Annotated in this window: 19 protein-coding genes; 15 read left to right on the top strand and 4 right to left on the bottom strand. The window is 34.8% G+C overall.

The window, feature by feature from the left end; genetic code table 11:
• Positions 1 to 148: 148 nt before the first annotated feature.
• Positions 149 to 1,096: a sugar-binding transcriptional regulator gene (locus ACI6PB_RS03160; protein ID WP_025084888.1), complete on the bottom strand. Its 948-nt coding sequence runs from the start codon at positions 1,094 to 1,096 to the stop codon at positions 149 to 151.
• A gap of 173 nt (positions 1,097 to 1,269) precedes the next feature.
• On the opposite strand from ACI6PB_RS03160, the gene ACI6PB_RS03165 reads away from it, so the two are divergent.
• Genes ACI6PB_RS03165 through citG form a run of 8 tightly spaced genes read left to right on the top strand, consistent with a single transcriptional unit; the run spans position 1,270 to position 8,845 of the window.
• Positions 1,270 to 2,418 carry an NADP-dependent malic enzyme gene (locus ACI6PB_RS03165; protein WP_025084889.1) on the top strand — a complete coding sequence of 383 codons (1,149 nt, stop codon included), beginning with the start codon at positions 1,270 to 1,272 and terminating at the stop codon, positions 2,416 to 2,418.
• A gap of 44 nt (positions 2,419 to 2,462) precedes the next feature.
• Positions 2,463 to 3,749 (top strand): 2-hydroxycarboxylate transporter family protein, encoded by a 1,287-nt coding sequence (locus ACI6PB_RS03170; protein WP_404327959.1) that lies wholly within the window; start codon positions 2,463 to 2,465, stop codon positions 3,747 to 3,749.
• A 6-nt stretch (positions 3,750 to 3,755) separates the two neighbouring features.
• Positions 3,756 to 4,769, top strand: a complete 1,014-nt coding sequence (gene citC / locus ACI6PB_RS03175; protein ID WP_056955765.1) for a [citrate (pro-3S)-lyase] ligase — start codon at positions 3,756 to 3,758, stop codon at positions 4,767 to 4,769.
• Positions 4,759 to 5,052: a citrate lyase acyl carrier protein gene (gene citD / locus ACI6PB_RS03180; RefSeq protein WP_025084891.1), complete on the top strand. Its 294-nt coding sequence runs from the start codon at positions 4,759 to 4,761 to the stop codon at positions 5,050 to 5,052. The genes citC and citD overlap by 11 nt, the downstream gene beginning before the upstream one ends.
• Positions 5,052 to 5,954, top strand: coding sequence for a citrate (pro-3S)-lyase subunit beta (gene citE / locus ACI6PB_RS03185; RefSeq protein ID WP_034543961.1), 903 nt, complete (start codon positions 5,052 to 5,054; stop codon positions 5,952 to 5,954). The genes citD and citE overlap by 1 nt, the downstream gene beginning before the upstream one ends.
• Positions 5,944 to 7,485 carry a citrate lyase subunit alpha gene (citF, locus tag ACI6PB_RS03190; protein ID WP_404279635.1) on the top strand — a complete coding sequence of 514 codons (1,542 nt, stop codon included), beginning with the start codon at positions 5,944 to 5,946 and terminating at the stop codon, positions 7,483 to 7,485. Before citE ends, citF begins: the two co-directional genes overlap by 11 nt.
• 11 nt (positions 7,486 to 7,496) lie before the next feature.
• Entirely contained in the window at positions 7,497 to 8,036 is a 540-nt protein-coding gene (gene citX / locus ACI6PB_RS03195) for a citrate lyase holo-[acyl-carrier protein] synthase (RefSeq protein ID WP_404279637.1), read from the top strand.
• Positions 8,033 to 8,845, top strand: coding sequence for a triphosphoribosyl-dephospho-CoA synthase CitG (gene citG / locus ACI6PB_RS03200; protein WP_025084895.1), 813 nt, complete (start codon positions 8,033 to 8,035; stop codon positions 8,843 to 8,845). The genes citX and citG overlap by 4 nt, the downstream gene beginning before the upstream one ends.
• A gap of 130 nt (positions 8,846 to 8,975) precedes the next feature.
• Here citG and ACI6PB_RS03205 read toward each other — a convergent pair whose 3' ends face one another.
• Both ACI6PB_RS03205 and ACI6PB_RS03210 read right to left on the bottom strand, forming a co-directional pair.
• Positions 8,976 to 11,153 carry a SpaA isopeptide-forming pilin-related protein gene (locus ACI6PB_RS03205; RefSeq protein ID WP_404327755.1) on the bottom strand — a complete coding sequence of 726 codons (2,178 nt, stop codon included), beginning with the start codon at positions 11,151 to 11,153 and terminating at the stop codon, positions 8,976 to 8,978.
• Positions 11,154 to 11,468: 315 nt separating this feature from the next.
• Positions 11,469 to 14,021: a YhgE/Pip family protein gene (locus ACI6PB_RS03210; protein ID WP_404327756.1), complete on the bottom strand. Its 2,553-nt coding sequence runs from the start codon at positions 14,019 to 14,021 to the stop codon at positions 11,469 to 11,471.
• A gap of 140 nt (positions 14,022 to 14,161) precedes the next feature.
• On the opposite strand from ACI6PB_RS03210, the gene ACI6PB_RS03215 reads away from it, so the two are divergent.
• From ACI6PB_RS03215 to ACI6PB_RS03225, 3 genes are all read left to right on the top strand, one after another.
• On the top strand, positions 14,162 to 14,752 hold the full coding sequence (locus ACI6PB_RS03215; protein WP_025084897.1) for a TetR/AcrR family transcriptional regulator: 591 nt from the start codon (positions 14,162 to 14,164) through the stop codon (positions 14,750 to 14,752).
• Positions 14,753 to 14,871: 119 nt separating this feature from the next.
• Positions 14,872 to 16,155, top strand: a complete 1,284-nt coding sequence (gene rpoN / locus ACI6PB_RS03220) for an RNA polymerase factor sigma-54 (RefSeq protein WP_034543964.1) — start codon at positions 14,872 to 14,874, stop codon at positions 16,153 to 16,155.
• A gap of 101 nt (positions 16,156 to 16,256) precedes the next feature.
• Entirely contained in the window at positions 16,257 to 17,189 is a 933-nt protein-coding gene (locus tag ACI6PB_RS03225; RefSeq protein ID WP_309511176.1) for an AEC family transporter, read from the top strand.
• Positions 17,190 to 17,458: 269 nt separating this feature from the next.
• Here the strand turns inward: ACI6PB_RS03225 and ACI6PB_RS03230 are convergent, their stop codons facing one another.
• On the bottom strand, positions 17,459 to 18,406 hold the full coding sequence (locus ACI6PB_RS03230; RefSeq protein WP_025084902.1) for a LysR family transcriptional regulator: 948 nt from the start codon (positions 18,404 to 18,406) through the stop codon (positions 17,459 to 17,461).
• Positions 18,407 to 18,631: 225 nt separating this feature from the next.
• On the opposite strand from ACI6PB_RS03230, the gene ACI6PB_RS03235 reads away from it, so the two are divergent.
• The 4 genes from ACI6PB_RS03235 (at position 18,632) to ACI6PB_RS03250 (ending at position 22,872) form a co-directional block, all read left to right on the top strand.
• Complete coding sequence (locus tag ACI6PB_RS03235) at positions 18,632 to 19,252, top strand: NADPH-dependent FMN reductase (protein WP_025084903.1); 621 nt, start codon at positions 18,632 to 18,634, stop codon at positions 19,250 to 19,252.
• On the top strand, positions 19,253 to 21,679 hold the full coding sequence (locus ACI6PB_RS03240; protein ID WP_025084904.1) for a flavocytochrome c: 2,427 nt from the start codon (positions 19,253 to 19,255) through the stop codon (positions 21,677 to 21,679).
• Positions 21,680 to 21,772: 93 nt separating this feature from the next.
• Positions 21,773 to 21,904: a hypothetical protein gene (locus ACI6PB_RS03245; protein WP_264372418.1), complete on the top strand. Its 132-nt coding sequence runs from the start codon at positions 21,773 to 21,775 to the stop codon at positions 21,902 to 21,904.
• A gap of 149 nt (positions 21,905 to 22,053) precedes the next feature.
• Positions 22,054 to 22,872, top strand: a complete 819-nt coding sequence (locus ACI6PB_RS03250) for a MerR family transcriptional regulator (protein WP_404327757.1) — start codon at positions 22,054 to 22,056, stop codon at positions 22,870 to 22,872.
• Position 22,873 lies beyond the last annotated feature (1 nt).

A 22,873-nucleotide genomic window follows, 5' to 3' on the forward strand; every position in this document is an offset into this window, starting at 1 on the left:
ACTCTTTTTGATTTGAAGATGAAAGATTGTATAGTAAAAACATTTATTCCAGGTAAAATAATTAGCTTCAAGTCGCGCCCCATGGCGATCCAAGATATTCCTGATTTTTGTGGAAGATGGGAATTAAGCACAAACATACTTTATTTAGCTATTCTAATTCGGCCAGAACTTTATTAGCTGTAGGTTCGTTGAGAATAACATCTGTAAAGTAATTACCGTTCAAAGCAGCTTTTAAAGCTAAGAACTTAAATTTATCATTTACGATTGCTACTCGAGTTGGAACTTCCATAGTCTTTTTGAAACTGATACCGAATACTTTATCGTGCTCATTATCAATTAATAGGTTTCCATCTTTATCAATTGGACGACCGTAAACCAAGGCCGCAATTGAATTAGGATTGATTTTTGGAAAAAGAATATCTTCCGAGTTGTACCAGGAATTAACACTATTAATTGAATCGATCGTTCCCACACTAGTAAAGATTAAGTCCAATTGTTGAGCAGTAGCTAGTGTTGGTTGAATAGCTGGTTCCAAGGCAAGTAAGCGTCTGACCTCTTTGTTAGCTATGTACAATGGAGCATCAATAGTTAAATACGTACCGTTATAACGAACAGCTACTTTTTGAACCATTCGCATTGATCCAGCTAGGGAGTTGTGTTTACCATTTTCGCCGACAAATTGTGTAAAGACCATGTTTTCCTTAGGGACAGATTGAAATGAATCAATTACGTGATAAATTGTGTCTCCCCAAGTAAGGCCAATGATTTTTTTGCCTTTTATTAAATTTTGTAAATATTTAGCTGCAAAAGAATAGAAACGGTCGTCTTCGTGAGCAATATCTTCTGTATTCTTTAAAATGTAAAAGTTGGGATTAGGGAAGAATTGTTTAAATTTGTTTTCCAAATCGTGACTTCGAGCAAATGGCGAATTGATAGTGATTGTAACGATGTTCTTTTCAATAGCTTCATTTAAGTATTTTGAAATCTTATAGCGACTGATATTATACTTTTTAGCAATTTCGCCTAGATTAAGGTGTCTAAGATAATAATCCTGGGCTAAATCGACAAGTAGTGAAGTATCTTTTTCTTGATCCATAATCAAATCTCCTTTGATATATATAAATTACCTTACTTACCAATTAATAGCAATTTTTAAAAAAATTAATTTTTGTGAAATCATTTACATATTTTAAAGTGAAGAGTAATATGATAATTGAAAAATGTTAAGAAATAAGCTATTTTTTTAAAAATTTAAAAGAGGCGCAGCATATGAATAATGAATTAATAAAGAAATTACATAGTGCTCATACCGGAGTTCTTGAAATTGATGGAGAATTACCAGTTTCAACTAAAGAAGAGTTAGGTGAAGCATATACTCCAGGGGTTGCTGAAATTAGTAAACTTATTGCTAATGATCACAGTCTTGCTTCTGAATACACTGTCAGTGGGAAATTAGTAGCGATTATAACTGATGGTTCAGCGGTATTAGGATTAGGAAATATTGGTCCTCAAGGTGGATTGCCTGTTATTGAAGGAAAGGCTTTGTTATATAAGAAGTTAGCTAATGTTGATGCAATACCTTTGGCCTTGGACCAAGTTGATGTCGATGAATTCGTTCAAACAGTCGCTAATATAAGTAAGAGCTTTGCGGGGATTCATTTGGAAGATATTGCAGCACCAAAGTGTTTTGAAATTGAAAAAAAGCTTGCCGAGAAAATTGACATTCCAGTTTATCATGACGATCAAGAAGGAACAGCTATTGTAGTTTTGGCTGGTTTGATCAATGCCGCTAAAGTTGTTCATAAGAATTTGAAGGATATGAAAGTAGTTGTCAATGGAGTTGGTGCTTCAGGATTAGCAACAGCCGAATTATTATTTGATAGTGGTGTAAAAAATATTATTTTAGTTGATCAAAAGGGTGTCATCAACAGTAAAGATTCAGCATTAAATGATTATCAATATGATTTATATAAAAAGATCAACTATAAGACAGAAGCAAAGAATTTAGCTGAAGCAATGAATGACGCAGATGCATTTATTGGTTTGTCAGTAGGAAATGTAGTCACTAAGGCAATGGTTTCATCAATGAATGAGGGAATCGTATTCGCCTTAGCTAATCCAAAACCTGAAATTGATCCAGCTGACGCTAAAGAAGCTGGTGCTGCTGTGGTAGCTACAGGTAGTTCACAATATCCTAACCAAGTTAATAATATCTTAGCTTTCCCAGGATTATTTAAGGGCTTACTTGAAAATCATGTAAAACATTTCAGCTCTGACGTAGAAACTAGTGTGGCAGAAGGTTTAGCTTCAATGATTGAATCACCTAAGGCTGAAAAAATCATTCCTGGTGTTTTTGATGATGACGTAGTAAAAACAGTATCTGATGCGATAACAAATTTTGTGAAAAAAGGTGAATAATGATGGAAACGAACTCTATTCCTAATGATGCACAACATAAAAATATCTTTCAGAAGTTTATGGGATTAAATATTGGAATTGTACCAATGCCTTTGTATTTATTGCTATTAGTCACATATTTGTTATTAACAATTACTAAGCAAATGCCTAATGACATGATTGGTTCCATTGGTATTATGACGTTATTTTCTTTTATTCTTGAGGAAATAGGAAAGCACATTCCGATTTTGAATTCATTGGGTGGTAAGGTATTGGTTGTTACTTTTCTACCTTCTTATCTTGTTTACATGGATTGGTTACCAAATAGTACGACCAAAATTGTAACTGATTTTATGAATAACAATAATTTTCTAGCAGTCTTTATTGCATTATTAATTGTCGGAAGTATTTCAGCTATGAATCGAAAGACTTTGATTCAAGCTAGTATGCGTATTATCGTAGTTCTATTGATTTGTGAAGTTGTAGGACCACTAGTTGGTATGGGCTTCGGGATGCTTTTAGGGCTTTCAGCCTATAAATCATATTTCTTCATAGTTGCACCTATTATGGCTGGTGGTGTTGGTGAAGGAGCCTTGCCATTGTCATTAGGTTATGCTGCTATTATTTCAATGGGTCAACAAGATATCTTTGCTCAAATTTTGCCATGTGTTATGTTAGGTAGTCTTGTTGCAGTTATCGAAGCCGGTATTTTAAGACAGATTGGTGTTAAAAAGCCTAGTTTGACCGGAAATGGTCGACTGGTTGAAAGTGACGATAGTGCTGATGAGTTAGGCAGTCTTTCTTCAAAATCTGATACTGCTAATATTACTAAGATGTTGATATCAGGTATCTTGGCTATTACTTTGTATATGCTTGGTGTATGGGTCAACAGTGTGATTCATTTACCAGCACCTATCGTATTATTGATCGTAGTAATGGTTGCTAAAATGTTAGGTTGGATTCCAGACTCCGTACAAGAAGGTGGAAAATCCTTATACAGTTTGACAGTTAAAGGTATTTCTCCATTGTTACTATTCGGGGTGGGTGTTGCTATGACTCCTTGGAAGTCATTGGTAACTGTATTCACAAATGTACCAATGTTACTTACAATTTTTGTTACAGTTACAGCTATTATTCTTGCCGCATTCTTTAGTGCTAAATTATTAGGTATGTATCCAGTTGACACAGCGATTGCCGTATCATGTTGTTCTGGTCAAGGTGGTACAGGTGCCTTAGCAATCTTAGCGGCTGGTGATCGTATGAACTTAATGCCATTCGCTCAAGTTGCAGTTCGTTTGGGTGGAGCAATTACCGTAACACTTTCAATTTTTCTTATGAGATTTTTCGCTTAGGAGATTATGTTGGATACAATAAAAATGGATTTAAGTGACCCTTATTATTATCAACAATGGAAAAAGTTGATTGAAAATGAGGGACTGTATATTGAGAACTTAGATGATATTACAGAGACAATTGGTATTTATGATGAAGATAAGCTGATTGCAACAGGATCTTATTTTAATAATGTTCTGAAGTATTTAGCAATTGATCAGGAATACCAGGGCGGTAATGTTTTTAATAAATTAGTTTCATATTTAATTAGTAACTTGGCTAGTCAAAATATATTTCATGTTTTTGTCTTCACCAAGACACAGTATCAAAGTAGTTTTGAATATTTAGGATTTAAAATGGTAGCCAAAAGTAGATTTTCAACACTTTTAGAAACTGGAGACTACTCAATTGATCAGTACATTTCTGAGTTACCTAAGGTATCGGGAAATAATATTTCTGCGATTGTTATGAACGCTAATCCCTTTACTCTAGGACATCGGTACTTAGTAGAGGAAGCAGCAAAGCAAAGCGATATGGTTTATGTCTTTGTAGTTAGCCAAAATGCTTCTTTGTTCAAGACCTCAGAGCGTGTTGAATTAGTTAAAGCAGGTACTAAAGATTTAAAAAATGTTGTAGTCATAACTGGTGGTGATTATATGGTTAGTTTTGTAACTTTCCCATCATATTTTATAAAGAGTCGCAGTGATGTGGTCACCTATCAGACAGAATTAGATGCTCAAGTTTTTAAAAGAATTGCAAAGTCTTTAAATATTACTAAACGTTTTGTAGGAGAAGAACCATATTCACCTACAACTGAAATATATAATCAATCGTTGAAAAAAATCTTGGCACCTGAAATTGTACTAGAAGTGTTGAAGCGTAAAGAAATTGATGATGACATTATTAGTGCCACAAAGGTTCGTCAGGCCATTGCGGAAGCTGATTTAGAAACAATTGGAAAATATGTTCCAAAGACAACTTTTGATTTTATAAAAATGAATTTAAAGGATTTATTAAGGAGGATTAATAATGGAAATTAAACATACGGCACTAGCAGGTACACTTGAATCTAGTGATGTTCAAATTACTCTTTCTGAGGGTAAAGGAATTAGTATTGATCTTGATTCACAAGTTGAAAAACAATTTGGAAAACAGATTAAAAAGGTAGTTACAGATTTATTAGCTAAATACGATATCAGTGATGTAAAGGTACATGTTGTAGACAAGGGTGCTTTGGATTGTACTATTAAAGCTCGATTAATTGCCGCAATTCAACGTGCAACTGATACTCAAAACGAACAAAATTGGGGGGTACTCGGATAATGGAACGTTTGAGAAGAACTATGATGTTTGTTCCTGGCAATAATCCAGCTATGATTAAAGATGCCGGTATTTACGGAGCAGATTCAATAATGTTTGATTTGGAAGATTCAGTTTCTTTGGCAGAAAAAGATGCTGCTAGAATGTTGGTTTTTGAAGCCTTAAAGAATGTAGATTATGGTAATTCTGAACTTGTTGTTAGAATTAATGGTTTAGATACAGACATGGGAAAAGCTGATATCTATGCAATGGTAAAAGCTGGAGTTGAAGTTATTCGTTTACCTAAGACTGAAACACCTGATGATGTAGTTGAAACTGAAAAAATTATTGCTGAAGCAGAAAAATTCTTTGGCATTGAAAATGGTCGTACACATATGATGGCTGCTATTGAAAGTGCTGAAGGAGTTTTGAATGCACCTGCAATTGCTAAAGCTTCTGATCGTTTGATTGGTATTGCCCTTGGTGCGGAAGATTATGTCACAAATATGAAGACACATAGATATCCAGATGGAGCAGAATTATCATTTGCTCGTAATATGATTCTTCACGGTGCACGTGCTGCAGGAATTGCAGCCTTTGATACAGTTTATTCTGATGTTGATAATACTGAAGGATTTAATCATGAAGTAGAAATTATTCATGAATTAGGATTTGATGGTAAATCAGTTATTAACCCAAGACAGATACCATTAGTAAATGCTATTTATGCTCCAAGTGAAAAGGAAATTAGAAACGCTAAAGCTGTTCTAAATGCTATCGAAGAGGCTCATAAGAAGGGCTCAGGTGTAATTTCATTACACGGTAAGATGGTTGATAAACCTGTTGTCGCTCGTGCAGAAAGAACTATGGCCTTAGCCAAGGCTTCACACTTAGTTGATAAGGAAGGCAATATTTATGTTGAATAAAGTAAATCGTGAAATTCCCGATGAAATTTTAAAAGATAAAAATTATAAACCATTTGAAACAACTGAAATTGGTGATCCAGAAACTACTTATGTGGCACATAAAGTTAAGGTTTCGCAGGGAAATGATAAGTTAGTTGATTCTATTCCAGATGTTATCGCCAAAGTTGGATTGAAGGATGGAATGACAATTTCTTTCCACCATCATTTCCGTGAAGGTGACTTTGTCTTTAACATGGTTATGCAAGAAATCATTGATGAAGGTTTTAAGGACTTAACACTAGCACCTAGTTCATTGACAAACGTTATGAATGACATGGTAATTAAGGCAATTAAAGCCGGAACTGTTACACATATAACTTCATCAGGTATGCGTGGTAGTTTAGGAGATTTCATTTCACATGGTGGTTTGAAAGATCCAGTTGTTCTTCGTTCACATGGTAACCGTGCTCGTTCAATTGAAAATGGTGATATTAAAATAGATGTTGCTTTCTTGGGTGTTCCTAATTCTGATGCAGTTGGAAATGCCAATGCTATTAAAGGTGATGCTGTGTTTGGTTCAATGGGTTATTCACTCATGGATGCCAAATATGCTGATAAAGTAGTGTTATTAACTGATACAATCATGCCTTATCCAAATACCCCTGCAAGTGTCAAACAAACACAAGTTGATTACGTTGTTAAGGTATCTAAAGTCGGAGATCCTGAAAAGATTGGTTCCGGTGCTACAAGATTTACTAAAGATCCTAAAGAATTGAAGATTGCTAAGACTGTTAATCAAGTAATTACACATTCTCCATATTTCAAAAATGGATTTAGTTTCCAAACAGGTTCTGGTGGTGCAGCTCTAGCTGTTAGCCGTTATCTTAGAGAATCAATGATCGATAAGAATATTAAGGCATCATTTGCATTAGGTGGTATTACTAAGCCAACAGTTGATTTACTAGAGGAAGGTTTAGTTAATAAGATTCTTGATGTTCAAGACTTTGATAAGGGTGCCGCTGCAAGTATGGCTAATAATGAAAATCAACAAGAAATTGATTCTTCATGGTATGCTGATCCTTACAATAAGGGCGCTGCTGTAAATCAATTGGATGTTTGTATCCTATCAGCCCTAGAAATTGATACAAAGTTCAATGTTAATGTTATGACTGGATCAGACGGCGTATTGCGTGGTGCTATTGGTGGACATCAAGATGCTGCTAATGCTAAATTAACTATTATTTCAGCACCATTAGTTCGTGGTAGAATTGCAACAGTTGTGCCAGACGTAACTACTGTCGTTACACCTGGTGATAGTATTGATGTATTAGTAACTGAAGTAGGTATTGCTATTAATCCTAGAAGAAAAGATTTAATCGAGGCTCTAAAGGATGTTCCTGGTGTTCCAGTTTACACAATCGAAGAGTTACAAAAACGTGCCGAAGCTATTGTTGGTAAACCAGAAAAACTAGAATTCACTGATCGTCCAGTTGCTTTGATTGAATATCGAGATGGTAGTTTGATCGACACTGTTTATCAAGTTAAAGATTAGGAGTAAAAAAGATGATTGATATTTTTTCTAAAGGAATATCGCAAGATATAACCCAAATATTAAAGAGTAGAGATATGCGCGTAAAAGAGCAGCTCGTTCTTTTAAAAAAATTGAAGAGTAATCAATCATTAATTAATGCTAAATTAAATATACCTGGTCCAATTAAAAATAATACTTACTTAATACAAGTCTTTTGTGATGGTTTAAAACGATTTCTACAAGAATCAAAAGTTGATTATCAATTAATATGGGATGTTGCAACTGGTCCAGAGGCCTTTCTAATTCTTAATGAATCAGCTGAAACTTCAAAGCAGACTGCTATTGAATTTGAGGACAATGATAATTTAGGTAGATTGTTTGATATTGATGTATTAACGGAAAATGAGGGAGTTCCTCATCCTTTGAGTAGAAATGATTTCCATCAAGCAGGTCGTAAATGTATCATGTGTAATCAACCTGCCAAGGTATGTGCTCGTAGTCGGAAACACAGTGTTAAGGAAATGCAAAATTATATTAATGAGTTAATAAATAAAAATATGGAGCTTCTATGAAATCAAGTAAATACTTAGCAGATGCTGCAATGAAAGCTTTATTGTATGAGGTAAATGTTCATCCTAAACCAGGTTTAGTGGATCCAACTGATAACTCAACACATTTGGATATGGATGTTTTTACCTTTATTGATAGTGCTGTGTCGTTACATTCATATTTTGAAGAATTTGCCCAAGCTGGAATTGATTTTCGTGGTAATGATTTACGTGATCTATTTAAATCGATTCGTCCTATTGGCGTTAGGGCTGAGGAAGCAATGTTTAAGGCTACAGACAATATTAATACTCATAAGGGAGCAATCTTCTCTTTGGGTATAATGTTGGCAGCGTGTGGTTACGATTATGATAATATCCAACTAACTATAAAAAAGATGCTACAGGGTTTAGTTGAAAATGATTTCAAAGCTTTGGATAGTAAGAAAAACTTAAGTAATGGGGAAAAGATGTTTCTTAAGTATGGAGTTACTGGTATTCGTGGAGAAGCTGAGAATGGTTATCCAACCGTTTTTAATAACTCTTTACCGTATCTAAAATCTCAAGCCGACCGTGATCTTAATAGTATGTTGTTGAATACTTTGATGGTCATTGTTTCTAAGTCGTATGATTCTAATGTAGTAAAACGTGGTGATCTTAATTCATTAAAAGAAATTCAGAAATATGCTCAGAATATTCTAAATGTTGATGGCTGTAGTAATTCTGAAGGTACGAAAATTTTAGATGAGATGAATAAGTATTGTAACAAGTACAATCTTAGTCTTGGTGGAAGTGCAGATCTTCTGATAGTTACCATATTTTTATTTTTAATTTAATGTATATGGAATAAATGACCCCTTAGGTGTGCAGGTTTAATTGAAAAACCTGTGTATCTAAGGGGTTTTGTATGTAATAAAAAGCATGACGCCAACAGATGATTGGAGTCATGCTTTTTAGTGTAAAATGTTATAGATTTTTGATTAAGTGTTTAAAGATTAAGAACAAAGCTAAGAATGATCCGATAACTGCCATAAACAAACCACTAGCATTACCAGTTTGAGGGAATTTCTTCTGACTGGCTGCTGAATCTGATCCGTTAGAAGTTACATTAGATGTGTTTCCACTAGTATTGCCACCGTTGTCAGTGTTGATTGGTGGAAGAGCTTCATCAGGATTTGGTGTAGGAGTGATAGCTCCTGGATTTTCTGGTTTTGTTGATGGTTCGGAGGTTCCTGGAATTTCAGGTTTAACGGGAGGAACAGTAACACCAGGGATTTCGGGTTCTTCGGGTTTAACAGGAGGAACGGTAGTACCGGGCTCTTCGGGTTCTTCGGGTTTAACAGGAGGAACAGTAGTACCAGGTTCTTCAGGTTCTTCGGGTTTAACAGGAGGAACAGTAGTACCGGGTTCTTCAGGTTCTTCGGGTTTAACGGGAGGAACAGTAGTACCAGGTTCTTCAGGCTCTTCAGGTTTAACAGGAGGAACAGTGGTGCCAGGTTCTTCAGGATTTTCAGGTTCTTCGGGTTCAACGGGAGGGACAATGATTGGAGGCTTAATAGGATTCTCGGGTTCTGTTGGAGTCTCAACGTCCTTAGCTTCAAGATCTGTTGTTTCATTTTTTGTGATAGTAAATTCGATTGGTTCTTCATTTAATTCATAGCCTTCTGGGGCCTTTGTTTCGACAAAGTAGTATGTTCCGACTGGTAAGCCGGTAACATTGATTTGACCACTTTCATTAGTTGTCAAATCAATGTTAATAACGTTTTTGTTAGCGTCTAATAGATTATATACGGCGCCTGGTAAAAGTTTGTTAACGACTGAATCAACTTTTGTCAATGTAACATTACCAGTGAATGGTTCGTCAGTTTCAGAAATGTTTAGATCCAATGAACCATCAGAAGGTAAGGTAATTGTGATAGGAGTTGGATTTAATTCATAGCCATCAGGAGCTTTTATTTCGGTTAAGGTATATGTACCAAGATTCAAATTTTTAATGTAGATAACACCATTTTCGTCAGTTGCAACGTTGGACATGAGAACTTTGCCATTGCTATCCTTTAATTCATATTCAGCACCGGCCAAAACTTTTCCAGAGATAGCATCAGTTTTAGTAAGTTTAATTGTTCCCACTTCTTCGCCGTTACCAGTACCACTACCACCCCAAGATGTATTGGAGTCAATAGAGTAGTCGCCTTCACTTGATCCCATCGTAGCGTGATTAGTCCAAGTGTTGGTGCCATCAGCATTAGGTTTAACTTTGACTCTGTAGTAAATATCAACAGCTGTTGTAACATTACCAGGGAAGCTAATTTCAACGACATTTCCGTTAACGACTACATTAGGATATAGTTGTTGACCATTGCCGACGAAACCGCCATTTTGGTAAGAACCACCAATAGCAGTTAAGGAACCAGGAATGTACTCTTGGTTAGGACCGAGAGTATCTTTGATGACAACATTCTTTAGGTTATGTTCGTTGGGATTAAAAGCAATGTTCCAGGTTAATTCATCAAGAACGTTATTTGGATCATAGCCAGCAACCCAACCAACTTTATTAAACATCCAATTCTCGCCGTCGTTACTATTACCAGTTTCAGTACCCTTAGCAATGAGGTTTAATGTACCTTTGCGGTTGATAGTAGTATTAGATAATGCGTCGTTGAATGTTATAGTACCAGTACTTTCACCATTTTTGATGGAACCAGTACCGATTTCTACACCATTGGAGTCGTAGATAGGGAATGATAGATTTCCAGAAGCTACTATTCCGTTTGGAAGTTCAAAATCAGCTGTATCGCCAGCGTTGATCTTTACGTCGTCAGGAATACTCCAATCGTAGTGTACATTGAAGTTTAACCATGTATATAAATCATCGTTAGGTCCAATAAGATTGCCATTCATATCGGTCACTTTAGCATCTTCACCATTTAATCCACTGATACCTTCAATAAATCTGGGAGTAATGAGTGGATCAGAAGAGGTCTCACTAGATTGGCTAGTAGAGGGATTCGTAGTTGTTATGGTGGAGGTTGAACCGATTTGTGAGGTTGTTGCAGCTTTTACTGTTTGTCCACTAGGCATAAAGATAAGCAAAAATGTTAAAACCAATCCAATTAAAGTTATATAAAGAAGTGATTTTTTCATTTTAGACATCTCCAGTGAAAGAGTATGTTAGATTATTGATCTGTACAAACTCATTTAAACTATTGTAAAAAAGGGCAATAGGTCAACTTCCTTTCGGTTTTATTTAACCCATTGTATTGAATTATTAAGATACATTCTTTTTTTACGCCTAGAGTATAAATCGTACTTTTAGAATAGTAAAAAAATAAGACCATTTATTATTTTGTACTGATAAAATAGCGTATTTTATATATACCAATTATTAAAAAACAAGAAAAAAGTCTTCGAATCTTTAGACATTTTATCTATTGATTTAAAGACTTTATTATTAATTAGTTAAACAATTGAATGTTCAGCAGCTTCTTTAGTGTAGTCAATTTCGGAGATGTGAGTTCTTCTTCTGACAAAGAAAAGAATGCTGAGAAGTGAAAATAGTAAGGTGATTGCCAAAAGTGTCAGCATATCGGATGTGGCGGAATCACCAATCATTAATGTTTGTCTTAAGCCATCAACGCTGTAAGACATTGGCAACCAAGGATGAATTGACTCGAAGAATTTATTAGATAATTGAATTGGGTAAGTTCCGGCAGATCCGCCAAGTTGGAAGACTAGGAGAATCATGCTGAGGAATGAACCAACTTTACCAAGAACTAGATTGAGCCAATGAACAATGGACATAAAAGTTAGTCCCGTTAGAACAAGCATTACTAGCGTAGTAAAAGGACGAACTGGAGCTAAGCCGTCGATAGCACTGAGCAACAAGAAGACCGCAATCGCTTCTAGAAGAACGAAAGCACCAGTTATAGTAGCTTTGCTTGCCCACCAACTAACACCTGTACGTGGAAACTTTCTAGGTGTATAGATATCAAACATTAAATTGAAAGCTAAAGCACCAACGAATAGAGAAACAGATAACATATAAGGAGCCATTCCGGTACCATTGTTTGGAGCGGTATCTCTTTCTTTATGTTTAGTTGTAGTTGGTTTAGCGACTTGATCATAAGTTAAATTAGTTGCCTTGATATTGGATTTTTTAGCTCCGGCGATTAATTCCTTGTTTAAAGTATTATTACCCGAAGTTACTTGTCGTAAGCCACTGCCCATTTGACTGGAGCCGTCAGCTAATTTTTCAGAACCATTATTTATTTGCTGTGCACCTGAAGCTAGTTGAGTAGCGCCGTTAGTTAGAGTTGAACCATTAGTAACTAATTGATTGATTCCAGAATTGAGGGAGTCGGCTCCGGTTGCTAATTGGTTAACACCTGATTTCAAAGTTGGCATTTGCCCATTTAGTTCATCAATACCGTTATTAAGGCTGGAAGCACCAGTATTTAAAGTAGAACTATTGTCTGCTAGTTGACTGATACCGGCATTCAATTGTTCAGTACCATGTGTTAATTGATTGGTGTTAGTATTTAATTTGCTGATACCATTGCTTAACTGAGTCATTCCAGATGAGGCATTTTGCAACTGTGTTGTAAGTTGTTGAGAACCAGCTGTTAATTGGGTGATGATGGTTGATAAATCACTACTGCTATTTGAGAGATTATCTAATTGTGATAGGGCATCCTCTTGACTAGTCATAAGGGTGGTTAAATCTTTGGATAGAGTATCAGTAATTTGATTTAAGTTACTATTATTTGAAGAATTTACTGCATCAAGAATAGCGGATTTTTGTGTGGCAGAAAGTCCCTGTTGATCGGCTATTTGAGAAATTTTTTGGCTTGTCTGATTATTTGAGTCAGTTTGAGTTTTGATGGCTTCTTGTAAAGAAGTTAGATCGTTCTTAATAGCACTGGCCTGTTGACTATTATTGTTGGCCAGTTGGGCTTTGAGATTTTTAATTGAGCCTTCAACTTGAGTAGTGCTATCCAGATTGTCACTGACTTTTTGTAAGTTATCTGTTAACTCTTGGCTGGCTGAGTGTAATTGGTTTAATCCTGAATTCAAAGTTTGAGAGCTTGTAGTCAAAGTATTTGTTCCGCTATTTAGGGCCTGTGAACCAGAATGCAAACTATTGCTAGCAGTATTCAAACTAGTTACGCCGTTGGTATAATCCTGCAATCCTGATGTTAAAGCACTGCTACCAGTTGCTAACCGATTAACACCATTGGTTAAAGTTGAGGATTTATCGTTCAACTGATGTATACCATTAGATAGGGCCTGACTCCCTGATGCGACTTGATTAACTCCAGAAATATATTGATTTAAGCCTTGTTTGAGAGCGTTGGATCCATCACTGAACGTTAAAGAACTAGTAGCTAAAGTATTAAGACCATTTGTGAGTTCAGAGTTGGCATTCTCTAATTTTTGTCCACCGGTTGATAACTTCTGGCTTCCTTTGGCGGCTTTATCCATACCCTGAGAAACCTGCTTGAGAGCTTGAAACATTGTCTTTGAATAGGTTTTAGTCACTTGTTCAGAGACACCTTGAGCAGCTTGTTGGGCGGCCGAAGTGGTCATTTTGGAAGCCGTGAAATTATGTCCGGCACTAGTTTCATAGTGTAATACCATTTTTTTAGGTTTTTTATTTAATAATGTAGTAGCGTTTTGAGAAAAATTTTTAGGGATGGTAATGACCATGTAGTATTTGCCATCACTTAAGCCTTTCTGTGCTTGTTGTTTTGAATCAAGTATATGAAAATTCATATTTTTAGAATTTTTGAGCTTTTTAGTAAGGTCTTTTCCAACTTTTAGTTCTGTACCTTGATAATTTACAGATTTATCGTTGTTGACGACAGCAACTGGTAAATTTTTTAATTGTCCATATGGGTCCCACATGGACTTAAGAAAAGTAACGGAGTAGATGGATGGGATAAAGATCATAACCGCAAAGACGATAATCATTAACTTGTGTTTTAGCAGATATTTCCATTCCTCTTTAATCATTTGACTTACCTCTTTTAGAAAATATGTTATAGTTGGCATGAATTAATACTCAACTGTGGCTTAAATAATAAACATATACATATATCATTTCCACAACATAAATACACAATGTGTGTATTATCTTAAAAAGGAGAAATTAAATGGTTAAAATTGATCGTAGAGTACAGAAAACTAATCAGGTTTTACAGACTGCTTTTAGGGAAATCGCTAGGAATACTAGTTATCGCAATATCACAGTTAAAAAATTAACGGAAACTGCCGGGATCAATCGTAAGACATTTTATCTACATTACGATTCCATTGACGATTTTTCTAATACTGTTGTAGACGAAATTGCGGATAAATTACTAACATTAATTACTGGGCAACCATTAAAGGAAAGCCTTGCTAAACCTGGTTATATCTTTGATAGAGTATTTGATTTTTTTCAACAATCGCGTGAATTCTATACTTTTATGATGACGTCAATGGATTATAGTTTTTTGTCTAGGAAGGTTGAGGCTAAAGTTGCTGAAGGGTTTGCTCAAGCAATTCAAGAACAATATGGGACTTCTCAATTAGACTCTTATATTTGTGCTAGTTTTTTTATTCGTAATACTTTGATGATATTTCGTTTATACAATAGTGGGTTGGTACAGTTGGATAGAAATGAGTTTAGAAATCGGTTGATTCGTTTGAATACTAGTGGTTTAAGTTCATTTATTGATTTAAATCGCCAATCGGAAAAATAAAGTTGATTTGAGTAAATACAAATATCTAAAAAAGCGCTATCATTATATTAGTTATTATATTTGACTAAAAAAGTATTCTAATAATTTTTGAATAAAATAACGGAAGGAGCGTGAACTTAATGGAACTAAAGCAGAATTTGAACCAAAAGCAGGTTCAAGGTTTGTCTCTAACTCAGGGAATGAGACAGTCAATTTTAGTATTACAATCAGACGCTATCGAATTAGCTGAATATTTAAACGAGCAGAGTTTGGAAAATCCACTTTTTGACGTACATGTTGATTTGGATATGCCTTTTGTTGAAAATAATAATCAAGCTTCTTATCAAATAAAAGATGATCAACAGTCGTTATTTGAGTATCTTTTGGATCAAGTCCAACTAACAATGCGTAAGACACCATTACGTGATTTAGTTGTTTATTTAATTGAACAATTGGATCCTAATGGTTATTTAACAATGTCAGATAAGGAAATTATGGCTGAACTTAAAGATATTACGCCGATTATGTTGCTAGATGCTAAAACACTTCTGCATCAACTTGATCCTCCTGGGATTGGTGCTAGAAATTTGCAGGAATGTTTGTATTTGCAAGCTGAGGCGGATAATGCTAATCCTGCTGTCATGTCGATGTTGAGTGATAATTTTGAAATGTTGGCTAAACATGAGTGGAAACAATTAAAACGTAAATTAAAGTTATCAAATGAAGAACTACAAAGGAACGTTGATTTTATTCAATCATTGACGGCTAATCCGGGTCAAAGATATACTTCTCAAAATGAACAATATGTTGTTCCTGAGTTGAGAATTAAGAAAAATAAAGATAAATTAACTTTATCAGTGACTAAATATGGTCAGCCACAGATTGTTTTTGCTGAGGAGACTTATGATCGTCTGGCACAATCTACTGATGAAGATGTTAAAAAATATATTTATGAAAAATATAATCAATACAAGTCATTGAGTTATAATTTGCAACGCCGAATTGAGACAATTTCCATTATTGGTAAATGTATTGTGAAAGCACAGTATAAGTTCTTTATGCAAGAGACTAATGCGCTAGAGCCACTTTTGATAAGGGATGTTGCTCAAAAATTACAATTGAGTGAATCAACTGTAAGTAGAACTATCAACGGAAAATATATTCAAACCGATTTTGGGATTTTCGAATTGAAGAAATTCTTCTCACGTAGAAGCAAAGTAAATGTAGGTGAAGATGATAAATCCGTCGATCAAGTTAAGGCAAAAATTAAAGACATTTTAGATAATGAAGACAAGAAGAAACCTTTGAGCGATCAAAAAATTTCTAACTTATTAATAGAGGACAACCTAAAGATTGCCCGTAGAACTGTAGCAAAGTATCGTGAAGAATTAGGATATCCAGCCACTGGTCGTCGAAGAAAATAATTCAAAATAAAGAAGCATCTATTCGTATCTTGAATAGATGCTTCTTTGCTGTGTTGTTTTGGCATGAAACTTTGGTTAAAGTATTACTAGAGGGAAAAATAATGAATATTGGACAACTAATTAATCAAATCATTTTGATGTTTTGTTTAATGTTAGTAGGGGTTTTAATTAATAAATTAAAATTTATGCATGCACAAACATCAAATGATTTAACAAATGTTTTATTATATATTGTTTCACCATGTTTAATTATTAATGCATTTGAACAGCCTTACTCAAATGATCGAATTAAACAATTTTTGCTGGCAGCTGGGGGAGTCATTCTACTGTATTTGGTTGAAATAGTTATCGCTAAATTGGTTTTTGGACATTTAAAGAATCGTAATTTAAGCAGAATTGCTCAATACGGTAGTATTTATTCTAATGCCGGATTTATGGGAATTCCCTTGATCAGTTCCTTATTTGGTTCTAAAGGTGTTTTTTTTGCGGTAGTTTCATTGGCGGCTTTTAATATTTTTAGTTGGACGCAAGGAGTATCATTATTCAAAAATAATGACAGTGGTACATCTGAAAGAACTAATTGGAAACAAGTTTTATTAAATCCTAATATTATTGCTATTATCGTTGGCGCAATCTTCTTTGTTTTTTCAGTACAAATTCCAAGTATTCCTAATCAAATCATTAAAGATATCGGCTCAGTGAATACGCCATTGTCGATGATTGTGATTGGAAATAGTTTGGCCAATATTAAGTTCACCAAGGATATGTTAAACAAAGAAATTGGACTGACAATTCTTTTCCGAAATTTATTGTTCCCAATTTTGGCAATCATTATTTTACGTTTAGTTGGTGTCACTGGTATTGCTTTTTATACAACCATCGTAATGGCCGCTTGTCCAGTAGCAGGACTAGTAGTGCTCTTTACTTTGCAGGTTCATGATGATACTGCACCGGCTATTTCAGCTATGAGTTTGTCGACCATTTTATCTTTAGTTACAATTCCATTGATCTTTGCTTTGGGCAATATTTTATAGATTGAAGGTTGTAAGCATATAAAATAGTGTTTTTCTAAAAGGTATGGCCGATGAATTTGTTGAAAAAATTTGTCAGAGGATAAAAAATTAAACAATATCTTTATTGTTTATTTCAAATGATTCCAAAATTTAAAACAGCGTCCATTTAGAAACGTAATATACGCTTATTCTAAATGGACGCTGTTATTTTTATATTTTAAATTTAAAAAAGATGGGAATATTAACCGACTTTGAGCAAGAACCTGTAAAAAGGAGTTTTATCTTTTTATTTACAATAATGTAGGATCTTGATCGATACTTTCTTGAATATTATTAAGGAAAGAGTCGACTAAATCTTGTTCATCCTGATTCAAAGTTCGATCCGCTTGATAGGCAATAAAATAATCAAGTGAAATGATACTTTGTGGTAGAGGGTAGATATTATATTCATCGCTATTAGGAGTGATATAAATACTTTCGGGCAATAGAGTCACTCCCAAACCGCTGGTGGCGAGTTTAGCGGTGGTAAAGATGTTGCTACTTTCCAAAATGATATTTGAATTTACTTTGTATTTTTCCAGTAAGTAATCAACTTGGCGTCGGATTGCAGAACCATGGGTGGTTAAAACAAGCTTCTCCTTTAATAAGTTCTTGATTGAAATTGAATTTGGTTCCAAAGATTTCTTTCCTTGTTGAAAAAATTGAGAAGTCTTAGGAATAATAACAAAATAACCGTGAGTTCCACGATTGTATACAGTTAATCTGGGCGAGATAGTTTCTGGGTTTTGTCCCAGAAGAAAATCAATTTCACCGTTTAAAAGTTTTTTCTCATTAGTTTCAGGAATATCTTCATGGAGTTCAATCTTGACTTCAGGGTGAGTGGATAAGTATTTTCTCATAAAAAGCGGTAACAAATAAGTCCCCAAACTAGACAGGACTCCTAAATGAATGACTGTTTTATTGGGAGAAGAATATTTAAGAATTTGTTTTTGAAAGTTACTTTTTTCGGTCTCAAGGGAATTCAAATATTGATAGTAAATTCTTCCAGCATCGGTTAATTGCAAAGGGGAGGATTTACGATTAATAATTTCAATTCCCAATTCTTTTTCAGCATTTTGAATTGTTTGCGTTAAGTAAGGTTGAGAAATATAAAGATCTTTGGCTGCCTTTGTATAATTACCATGTTTTAACAAAGTGTCCAAAAAACGGAGCATATTTAGAGAATCAGTTTTTGGCATAGACTGTCATTCCTAACTTATAGCTATTTACTTATAGCTTAATAATTAAATAAATATTTCACAAATTCACAAGTATACCTTAGACTAACCTTATAGGAAAAGATATTTAACCTAAAATTAGTGGGTAGTTTTTACTATTAAATAGTACCATTCTGACTACTTACTAAATAATTTAATTTAAAAAAGTTAATTGTGTACCCTTACACAATTGTGAGGAGATTTGTTATGAAATTAGTTGGAATCGTAGGAACTAATTCTTCAGAGTCAACCAATCGTCGTTTATTACAGTATATGAAGCAACATTATAGTGAACAAGCAGAAATTGAAATTTGTGAAATTGATGAGATTCCTGTTTTTGATGAACCGGAGGATAAGACTGCACCTCAAGCTGTTCAAGTGCTGTCAGATAAAATTGCAGCTAGTGATGGTGTAATTTTTGCTACACCTGAATATGATCATTCTATCCCAGCTGTTCTGAAAAATGCCATCGAGTGGTTATCTTACACAACTCGTCCATTGATCAATAAACCGGTTATGATTATCGGAGCTTCGTTAGGGGCTCTTGGAACATCACGTGCTCAAGCTCATTTACGTCAGATCCTTGAAGCACCGGAACTTAAAGCTTTAATCATGCCTAATGTGGAATATTTGTTAGGAAGAGCTTTGGAAGCTTTTGATGATAATGGAAATATGGTCTACGAAGATAAAGCTAAAGAACTGGATAATGATTTTACAGAATTTCTTTCTTTCGTTAAGTTAACTGAAAAATTGACGGCTAATAGTAAATTCTTTGAGATCAGTAAGCAATTTTCTTGGAAACAAGTTGCAAATGGGGAGGATATGTAAATGAAATTTATTGGAATTGTTGGTACTAATGCCAAAAAGTCATATAACAGAATGCTTTTACAATTCATGCAGAAGCATTTTGCTAGTAAGGCAGAAATTGAAATTCTCGAATTAAAAGATGTTCCCATGTTCAATGAATCTAAGGATCAATCTGATAGTCCGATTATTCAAGAATTCAATCGAAAAATTGAAGCTAGTGATGGAGTTATTATTGCCACACCAGAACACAATCACTCTATTCCGGCCGCTTTGAAAAGCATTATTGAATGGCTATCATTTAATTTACATCCTCTAGATGGTAAAGCAGTAATGATTGTTGGTGCTTCATACAATATTCAAGGTTCGTCTAGAGCTCAATTACACTTGCGTCAAGTTCTGGATGCTCCGGGGGTTAATGCCAGTGTCATGCCAGGTTCCGAATTTTTGTTGGGTAAAGCTCAAGATGCTTTTGACAATAAAGGTGATTTGAAATCTCAACGTACAATTGATTTCTTAGATAGTTGTTTTGCTAAGTTTATGAAATTTTCCGATATTATCGCTCAAATGAATATTCCGGAAGATATTACTTATGAACCGGGAACTTTCAAGGTTACTGCAGTTGGTCATAATGGTGACTTACCAATGGAAGTTACTTTGTCAGATGACCGTATTGAAAAGATTGATATCGATACTTCTAGTGAAACTCAAGGTATCGCTGATGTTGCTTTCAAACGTATCCCTCAACAAATTATTGATGGACAGACTTTAAATGTCGACGTTGTTTCTGGTGCATCTATCACTAGTCGTGGAGTGGTTGATGGTGTTGCCAAAGCTGTCAAAATGGCCGGAGCAAATCCTGATATTTTGAAAAAACGTAAGAAATCAAATGGTCCTAATAAACAAAATGTCGTTGAATATCAAACTGATGTTGTCGTCGTCGGTGCTGGTGGTGCCGGATTAACAGCTGCTGCTAGAACGATTCAGCAAGGTAAAAAGGCAATTGTCCTTGAAAAATTCCCAGCTATTGGTGGAAACACTGTTCGTGCTGGTGGACCAATGAATGCTGCCGATCCAGAATGGCAAAATAAATTTGAAGAGATTACTGGTGAACGTCACACGCTAAAAGAAATCTCTGAAATTGATGAAAAAACGATTGATGTCGAATATCTAGCTGATTTTAAAGCCTTGAAGAAACAAATTAATGAATATCTTAAGGAAAATGAAGATAAGAAAGCTTATCTTTTTGATTCTAAACTTTTACACCGTATTCAAACTTATCTTGGTGGAAAGAGAACTGATCTACAGGGTAACAAGATTTATGGTCAATATGATTTAGTAAAAGAATTAACAGATCATGCCCTAGAGTCAGTTAAATGGCTTGAAGATATTGGGGTTAAATTTGATAAGACTCAAGTGACAATGCCAGTTGGAGCTCTATGGAGACGTGGACATAAGCCACTTGGTAGTCAAGGATTTGCTTTTATTGAAGCTTTGAAGAAGTATCTTGAGAGTAATGACGGACAAATCATGACAGATACTGCAGCTAAAGAATTGATTATCGAAGATGGTCAAGTTAAAGGTATCATTGCTCGTAGTTCTGATGGTAAAAAGATTATTGTACATGCAAAGGCAGTAGTTTTAGCTTCAGGTGGTTTTGGTGCTAATACGAAGATGTTGAAGAAGTACAATACTTACTGGTCTAATATTGATGACAATATTAAAACAACTAATTCTCCGGCTATTACTGGTGATGGAATTCGTTTAGGCCAAAGCGCCGGCGCTGAATTAGTTGGCATGGGTTTCTCTCAAATGATGCCGGTATCTGATCCAGAAACTGGAGAACTCTTCAGTGGTTTACAAGTACCACCACAGAATTTTGTGATGGTAAATCAAAAAGGTAAACGTTTTGTTAACGAATATGGTAGTCGTGATGAATTGACTAAGGCTGCGATTGATAATGGTAGTTTGTTCTATTTGATTGCTGACGACGCAATTAAAGAAACGGCCTATAATACAAGCCAAGCTCAAATTGACAAGCAAGTTGAACAAGGCACTTTGTATCGTGATGATACCTTGGAGGGTTTGGCTAAACAAGTGGGCATGGATCCAGCTACTTTTGTTAAGACTATTAATGATTACAATTCTTATGTTGATGCTGGAGAAGATCCAGAATTCCATAAGAGTGCCTTTGATTTGAAAGTTGAAAAAGCACCATTCTACGCTACACCTAGAAAACCAGCTGTTCACCACACAATGGGTGGTTTGAAGATTGATACAGATGCTCATGTTATTAACCAAGATGAAAAGATTATTCCCGGTTTGTATGCCGCTGGTGAAGTTGCTGGGGGAATTCATGCTGGTAACCGTCTTGGTGGTAATTCATTGAGTGACATTTTTACATTTGGACGTATTGCTGCAAATAATGCTTTGAAAGATATGGAATCTTAAAATACTGTAAAAGGTAGGTAAGCATTGTGTTCGTCGGGGATTCTGCGGCTGCTTTCTTTGCACCTAAAGTAGCTGTTAATATGGTAGCTAACAATGGAGGGGGATTTTACTAAAGCTTTCTATGTAGCTATTGCGGTAGCTTTAGTCGGATTGGTAACAAATTTTGTTTATATTCAAATGAAGAAAAGAACTATTAATCAACATAAAACTGAAGAATTAATTTAAGTTAGTACGTTTGAGAAGTAAGGAAGGTCAGTGTAATAACCATTTAAATATGGTTTCTACACTGACCTTTTTGTATAAAAAAAATATTTTATTGACCTTAACGTAACGTTAAGGTTTAACCTATGTGTTATAGAAAGAGAGGAGATCAAATGTTAAAAACAATGGAATTTGCTCAATTGGTGCATACGACTAGAAGAACATTAATCTTTTATGATGAAAAAGGCCTTTTTAAGCCTGCAATCACCGCGTCCAATGGTTATCGCTATTATGAATACAATCAAGTATATCTGTTTGAACTAATAACATCTTTAAGAAAATCAGGACTTTCTCTTAATCAGATAAATAGTCTATTGAATGATAAAGATAAAGAAAAACTTGTGGGTATCTTAAATGAATCGGCTAGTAAATTGAAAGATGAAATAGGAAATCTACAAAATGCATTTGCCGCAATTCAAAATAGAATTAATGATTTACAAGAATCAAGGGTATTTTTGACATTTAATCATCCTCAAATATTAACATGCAATGCGGAACGCTTTTTTTGTTCAGATATGTTAGAAGCGTGTGCTCCAAAAGAAATGGCGATTAATTATACAAATTTTAGTAAAGAACTGACGGATAATAAATTACTGATTTCTGGGAATGGTGGTTTTTTAACAAATTTGGATCTATCTTCACATCAAGAATATAGAAATGCTAGTTTCCGTTTCATTCAAACTAGTTTCAATGATGATGGGTATGCACTTCCACAGCTTGTAAAACCATCAGGAAGATATCTTGTGATTAAGGTGAAAAATAATAATGCAGGTATTATGACAGGATTAGTGAGTATGCATAATTATGCGAAAACAAATCATATAAAAACAGTTCCTAATTTATGGCAATTCAATACTTCATTTTATCTAGAAGATAAATGGGCTTCTTCCTACGGAATTTTACAGTATCAAATGATAGAAAAGGCAAATTAAT

Source organism: Companilactobacillus paralimentarius, assembly GCF_963227125.1.
In the GTDB taxonomy this organism is placed as follows: Bacteria; Bacillota; Bacilli; order Lactobacillales; family Lactobacillaceae; genus Companilactobacillus; species Companilactobacillus paralimentarius.